Raw genomic sequence first — 6316 nt, forward strand, 5'->3', positions numbered from 1 at the left:
CGGGAACTGTCCCGGCTTCTCCCCTCGGCCTTCGCCACATGGGCCGCCACTGTCGGCACAGCCTCGTACCGAAGGAGCGAGAACCCGGCTGAGACGGCTGGTGTACGGCAGGATGCTCGGGCCTCATCACTGCGGAAGGTAACCCATGGGCTCGACGCACGGCGTCATCGATCTGATCCACCTGGCCGACACGCCCGGCACCAGCGGTCACAGTGTCTCCGTGCGCGTCCTCGGCCGTTTTCAACCCGGGATCCTGACCGGCCACGACTTCCTCGACTGCGAGATCGTCATCGTGACGGAATCCGTCAACGCCGCTTTCCCGGTGACTCTCCTCCCTGAAGACCTGGCGGACTGGGAGGGCGCCTTGGCGGTCTTGGCGTCCGGTCGGTCCGCCCAGTGGCTCGAATCCGGGCGGACTCCTTCCATGAAGTTCAAGCCCGACGGGAGCGGCGGACTCTGGGTCTCCGTACACGACGGGCCGGCGTCAGGTGTCACGGTCACCCTCCCCTTGTTCGTGCTCCCGCCGACGTGGGTCGGCGAGCAGCGCGATCTGCTCACCCGGGTACGCGAGGTCTATCCCCGGGAGGTGGCCGAGACCTCGCCCGGCACCTACGAGTGGCGGCGAGGCACACGCGCCTGACGGCACCGCCGAGCATCTGACGGCCACGGGACGCCACGAGCAGCACAGAGCCCCTTGCCCAGGGAGAACCCGGGAGCAAGGGGCTTGATCAGTACCGCTTACTTCTTTTTGCCCTGGGTCTTGCCGGGGATCTTGGTGACCTGCGTTTGCGCTGCTCAGGGGCGGTGGGCTGGTGCGCCTGGCGGTCGTCGTTGGTCGTCCTTGGCCGCTGTCGAGCAGCCTCGGACGGCCCAGAGACGGCCCAGCTCCTCAGGCTGAGTGGGCGGCCCGCCGGCCTTAGCGTGAGGGGCGCCTCTTCGGGGGGACCGGGCCAGGGATCACATCCTTGCCAAGGTGTTCCTTGATCAGGTACTTGAGTTCCGGTCCTTCGATGAGCTGGAGTCGGCCATGTTGGCGGGCAAAGTCGTGGCTGGCCCTGCCGAACCACGATGTGGTGATCAGGACCCCCTTGGCAGCACGCTTGTGCTCGACCACTCCGGCGAGCGCCTGGACGGACTCAACACCCACGAGCTTGCTGTAGCGCTTCGCCTGAATGATGCACTCACCGTTGAAGACGGGGTCCTTACTGACGGCCACTGCGTCAACGCCCTCGTCTTTGGACGCCTGAGTGTTCCAGGCCTCCATACCGATCGCCTCGAACAGTTGGCGAATCAGGTGCTCGAACTCGGTGGGCGTCAGCTTCACCAGTACGGGCCTGCTGTCCAGGCCGGCAACTACATCCATGCTGTCCATGAGCCGGTACTTCGACAGGTCGAACTCGACGATGGGGCGGATCGGTTCGAGATCGTAGGGGTTGGGCGACACCAGAGCGTTGAGTCTCCTGAGGCACTGCGCTGGATCAACCTGACTGAGACGGAGCTTCCCGAACTGCTCCCTGCTGGCGCTGAGCGTCACGAGACAGGGTGAGACCTCCTGACCGGTAGCCCGGTCGATGGTTCTCACATGGCCGTTCAGGATCACGCCATTGATTACCCGGTCCGGATCGCCCGTCAGGACCTCGTGCACTGTCCTCAGAGCGACTTGCGCCAGGACGGAGGCGTAGATCTCCTTGCGCTCCTTCTCCGGACGAGGCAGCACGGTCGTCTCGTCTCGGTTCTTCACGTATCGGTAGCCCCGCGCGGTAGGAACGATCGCCTCAGGCGGCAAGTGGATCTCAACCAGTGCGTCACCGGTGGCAGGTCGAAAGGCAATCCGATGCTCGTGCGGGAAGCCCACTGGATACACCGACGCAGCCAGAACAGCCCCTAGATGAGCCTCGACCGCCGCGGGCTCGCCGGCCCTGTACGCCTCGCGCTCCTCGTCCAACTTCCCGTTGAAAGTCGCCACCTCGTTAAGGGCTTGCTCTTCGGCCTGGCGGTGCTCGGCACGCTTCCGCTCCAGCGTTGCCAGCCGCTTCTCCTCGGCTCGCTTGTGGCGCTCTTGTGCCTCGCCGAACCGCACACGCGCCTCAGCAACTTCAGCTTCATAGCGCTTCCTGCCAAGACCCAGGACAGCAGCCAGACCACCGGGCTCCGGTGGTGCGAACTCCTCCCATCGCGGGGAAGGCTCCGGACGAGACCAAGGACGCTCGTCTAACTTCCTCGGCGTGTGAGTCCTCCGGCGGCGCTCAAAGGTCGTCGGCGGATCGCCCACCACCGCGTCACGGAGTAACTGCCTGAGCTGCTCGACCTCGTGCTCAACCCCGATCGTGCGCACCTGCGCCTGCTCGGCCTGCTGCTCCTGATACGCAGCCTTCCGCTCGCGCTCCTGCCGCTTGCTGGCCGTCTCAGCGGCCTTGCGTTCCCTCTCCACTTGCCGTGCCTGTTGCTCCTGGGCACGTCGTAACGCCTGCTGCTGCCGCTGATAGTCGTTGCCACGGCCGCTACCCCGTTGCGCCACCTGTTTACCCCTCCCCTGGCCCTACTCCGCCACAGGGCTGCATTCCCCTTCCACACCGCAGAATCACGCAAGGCAGGGACCTCACCTCAACCGGCCCGCACGGTGCGTGCACTCAAGTCGTCGACACCTCAACCGACGACAGTCAGCCACGATGGCGGGTCTGCCGACCGACCAGGCGCGCGTGTGCCTCGCTGCACTCCCACAGACCTCAGCCACGCTGTCGCGGTGTTGTCGACCAGAGGAAGCCAGGACGGCTGGCCCGTGAGCACACTGCCTGAGCTATCAGCTTGGGAAGCTTGGGTTCCTCGACGGCGGTTGGTGCGTTGACCTGGGGCGGGGTGAAGTTTCCCGTGATCTTGGACACGGTTTTGTCACGCGGCGAGGGCGTGAGCTGTTTTCGTTCCGTGGTGGCGCTGGCGGGTCTCGTGGGGTGTGAGGTAGCCCCAGTCGGGATGCCTGCGCAGGCGCCTGCGATTGTAGTAGGTCTCGATGGATGTGAAGATGTCGGCTCGCGCGCTGGTCCGGTCATTCCAGATGCGGGTGCCGATCTCTTCCTTGAGGACGGCGAAGAAGCTTTCGGCGGCGGCGTTGTCGAAGCAGATACCGGTCCTGCCCATGCTCTGCCGTAGCCCCAACTCGTGGAGTCTGTCGCGGAATTGGGCAGAGGTGTACTCCGATCCGCGGTCCGTGTGGATGATGCAGCCGTCTTCCAGGCGGCCCAGGCCGGCGGCCATGTCGAGGGCGTCGACGACCAGGTCGGCGCGGTGGTGGTCGGCCATCGAGTAGCCGATCACTTCGCGGGTCGCCAGGTCGAGCCAGGTCGCCAGGTACAACCAGCCCTCACCAGTGGGGATATAGGTGATGTCGCCGACCACCCGCAGGCCGGGAGCGGGGGCGGTGAAGTCGCGCCCGATCAGGTCCGGGGCCGGGGCGGCCCTGCGGTCGGCGCGGGTGAGGCTGCGACGCCCGGTGCGGCGGCTGTGACCGGCGATGCCGTGTTCGCGCATCAGCCGCTCGACGCGCTTGCGGTTCACCGGGCGGCCCTGGCGGCGCAGTTCGGCGTGGATGCGCGGGACGCCATAGGTTTTCCCCGACGCGACGTGGATGACGGTGATCTCGTGGACCAGGGCGAGGTCCTCGCGCTCGCGCGCCGAGCGGGCCTGCTCTCCCGCCTCCCAGGCGTAGTACGAGGAGCGGGCAGCGCCGAGGACGGCGCACAGCAGCACGACGGTGAAGTGGGCCTTCTCCACGCGGATGAACCGGTATATCTCGCTCACCGGTCGCTCTCCTTCGCGAAGAAGGCTGTCGCTTTTTTCAGGATCTCGATCGTCTTCGCCTGGTCAGCGGCCAGCTTGCGCAGCCGCTTCAGCTCTTCCCGCTCGGCCGCGTCCAGCCCGCTACCAGTGGCCACCGACGCCCCTGCGGCAATCGGCGCCGTGCCGTTCGCCTTCTTCACCCAGCCCCGCAGGCTCTCCGAGCTGATGCCGAGTTCCCGGGCGACCTCGGTCACCGTCCGGCCCGAGGAGGCCACGAGGGCGATGGCGTCCCGCTTGAACTCCTCCGAGTACCGCTTCGTGTACTTACTTCCCACCTGGCACTGCTTCCTCTGGGCTCACACGTCCCAGTCTCCAGGTGTCCACGATCAAGGGGAAGCTTCAGGGTGGCGTTGGAGCCCTGGTTGCACCCAGCGCAAGCTCCCACTGTTCCCCGTGGTTCCCCGCAGGATCTGGCACGCGAATGGCACGGCCTCTTTGCCTCCATGGTCCCCTTGACGGCGCTGGGGCCTCGGAGTGCCTGAGCCTCAGCCGACGACAGTCAGCCACGATGGCGGGTGCGCCGACTGATCACGCACGCATATGCCTCGACGCATCCCCACCAGCCTCAGCCACGCTGCCATGTCGTTGACCAGAGCAGGTCACGCCAGCAGAAGCATGGCGGTGAGACCTTGGGTGATGACCCCTTCGTCTCGAAGCAGGTTAAGCAGGGGCGCTGCCTTGGGCCGCGTGCCTCTCACCTGCGCTGATTGTCCGTGGGCGTCCGCGCTTGTTCGCCTGTGTTGGCCTTATGATCTGGCGCGCGTCTGGCATGAACTCTTCGTTCCAGACTCTCGGCCGGGTGGACGGCTGCGGTTTGCGGTGGTTGCCGTTTCGGCTAGTTGTTCGATTCGACCCGAATTCGAATTCCGGGGTACTCGGCGACCAGCCGTCCTACTACTTGCTGGCAAACTGATGTAGTGTCAGCTCGCCCACCATGGTAGATATCAGCTACGCAATGATGCGGAACCCACCGACCCCCAAGGTGATCAACCAGGCTTCCGCCGTCAATATAGCTTTCTTCGGCTTCATTGTAGCCCTTTGCCCAACGAGCCTCCACGCGCTGCAAAGATATCGCGAAGCCCACCTCGACATCCATCAAAGATATTGAGTAGCGGGCGTCCAGTAGATGGTCGATGAGCCTTTTAGTCTTGGTGTAGGTCTTCTGTGTGCCGTCGATAACGAGATTTTCTCCCTTGCTTATCGACTCGGTCCGGGCTCGGGCTGCCAAGATGCTGGACTCCTCGTGAACCAGCGCGGCCAACTCGCGCAGATATGCTCGTGCTCTATCTTCATGGAGTTCAGGGGGGACGATAGTCTCATATTCTCCGTGCTTGAATGCCCAGCGAAGGAGCAAGTCCTTGAAATGGTCTGGGTCAATCTTGCGCCATGGCTGCCCCGGAGCGAGTTCCATGCGAACCCGCTTTTCGGCAGTCGACTTGCCTGCACCAGGCGGGCCTGCCATGACAAGGGCTATGCGACCCATGGGAACTTCTGAAGGCGTCCTCCAAAATTCCTCCAGAATTTTCTCCTGCGTCTCAATACGGAGTCTCGTCGGTACAGTTCCGGTACCCTTGAGTTGGATGAACCACTCCTGATTTGATACGGTGGCGAAAGAGGAATTCGCAGATAGAATTCCATCCGCTTCCGCTTGGATCAGTACATCCTTGTGCTCGCGTATGTCATGAGGGGTTCTCGTACGCATTGCAGGGTCGGTCACTGTCGTCACCGCCAAATTCTTATGGCCTGATTCGCAATCTTCTCATTTCTTCCAATATGTCGCCATATGTTTCGGTGGTTATAAATCCACGATCAACTGCAATCTCAAGGTCGTGGATGGTCCCTTTCTCCCAAACTGGAGGGTCATCGAAAGCGTCGGGGCTCTCAAGAGAGCTATCTGGTTCAACGGCAGGGGCATATGGCCAAGCTGCCAACTCCTTGATCAGGCTGTCCCGATCTATCTTCCCTTTTCCGTACGCCTCGGCCATATCGAGCGGGGTGAGTTTCTTGGGGAGCTCGTGATGATAGTGCAAATCTAGTCGCAATACATCCACGCGCGGCAGTTTCTTTACCGCAGCTTTCAGTCGCGGAGCTCGGAGTACTGTTTGTTCTTCGTAGGCTATTCTGAGACGGGATCTTTCTAGCCTCACATGATCCATGGGAATCGCTACGCTGCCCTGCTTGCCTGAACGCAGGCGTACGACAAGCCATGACCCACCTGCCGCGTCATCGAGAACGCCTTCCGCCCGGCCGAGGTCGACGTTGTTTTGATCGCTGGCGTTTAGACCACGCCAGCTCGTGTAGTCCTCCCGCATGCCGTCCTCCCGCAACCTGATGCCTCCCCAGAGTGATGGGACCTTCCGGCGCCCTTGGCGACGTCCTATCTCCAGCGTGGCATGCTCTCGCGACAGCGGCCTCCTGACCTGGTCAGAGGCATGTTTCAGGATGTGGCTGCACCTCGTCCTAAGCCGTGGAGCCGATCGGC

General features: G+C 63.3%; 6 protein-coding genes. 1 reads left to right on the plus strand and 5 read right to left on the minus strand.

Translation table 11 applies throughout. The features are described from left to right. Positions 1-145: 145 nt before the first annotated feature. Positions 146-640: a DUF5959 family protein gene (locus ACSLTV_RS35670; protein ID WP_435613689.1), complete on the plus strand. Its 495-nt coding sequence runs from the start codon at positions 146-148 to the stop codon at positions 638-640. Between the two features lie 276 nt (positions 641-916). Here ACSLTV_RS35670 and ACSLTV_RS35675 read toward each other — a convergent pair whose 3' ends face one another. The 5 genes from ACSLTV_RS35675 to ACSLTV_RS35695 form a co-directional block, all read right to left on the minus strand. Next, complete coding sequence (locus tag ACSLTV_RS35675; protein ID WP_432139395.1) at positions 917-2518, minus strand: restriction endonuclease; 1602 nt, start codon at positions 2516-2518, stop codon at positions 917-919. A gap of 371 nt (positions 2519-2889) precedes the next feature. Next, on the minus strand, positions 2890-3795 hold the full coding sequence (locus ACSLTV_RS35680) for an IS3 family transposase (protein ID WP_432139396.1): 906 nt from the start codon (positions 3793-3795) through the stop codon (positions 2890-2892). Beyond that, complete coding sequence (locus ACSLTV_RS35685) at positions 3792-4109, minus strand: transposase (RefSeq protein WP_432139397.1); 318 nt, start codon at positions 4107-4109, stop codon at positions 3792-3794. Before ACSLTV_RS35685 ends, ACSLTV_RS35680 begins: the two co-directional genes overlap by 4 nt. Before the next feature lie 560 nt (positions 4110-4669). Next, positions 4670-5560, minus strand: coding sequence for a zeta toxin family protein (locus tag ACSLTV_RS35690; RefSeq protein WP_432139398.1), 891 nt, complete (start codon positions 5558-5560; stop codon positions 4670-4672). A gap of 10 nt (positions 5561-5570) precedes the next feature. Further along, entirely contained in the window at positions 5571-6146 is a 576-nt protein-coding gene (locus ACSLTV_RS35695; protein WP_432139399.1) for a hypothetical protein, read from the minus strand. Positions 6147-6316: the final 170 nt, after the last annotated feature.

Source organism: Streptomyces sp. bgisy159 (assembly GCF_965341775.1).
Lineage (GTDB): Bacteria > Actinomycetota > Actinomycetes > Streptomycetales > Streptomycetaceae > Streptomyces.

What these genes read in the sequence shown, in the direction of transcription:
- ACSLTV_RS35670 (WP_435613689.1), top strand. Translation starts at nt 146, where the DNA reads ATGGGCTCGACGCACGGCGTCATCGATCTGATCCACCTGGCCGACACG.
- ACSLTV_RS35695 (WP_432139399.1), bottom strand. Translation starts at nt 6,146, where the DNA reads ATGCGGGAGGACTACACGAGCTGGCGTGGTCTAAACGCCAGCGATCAA.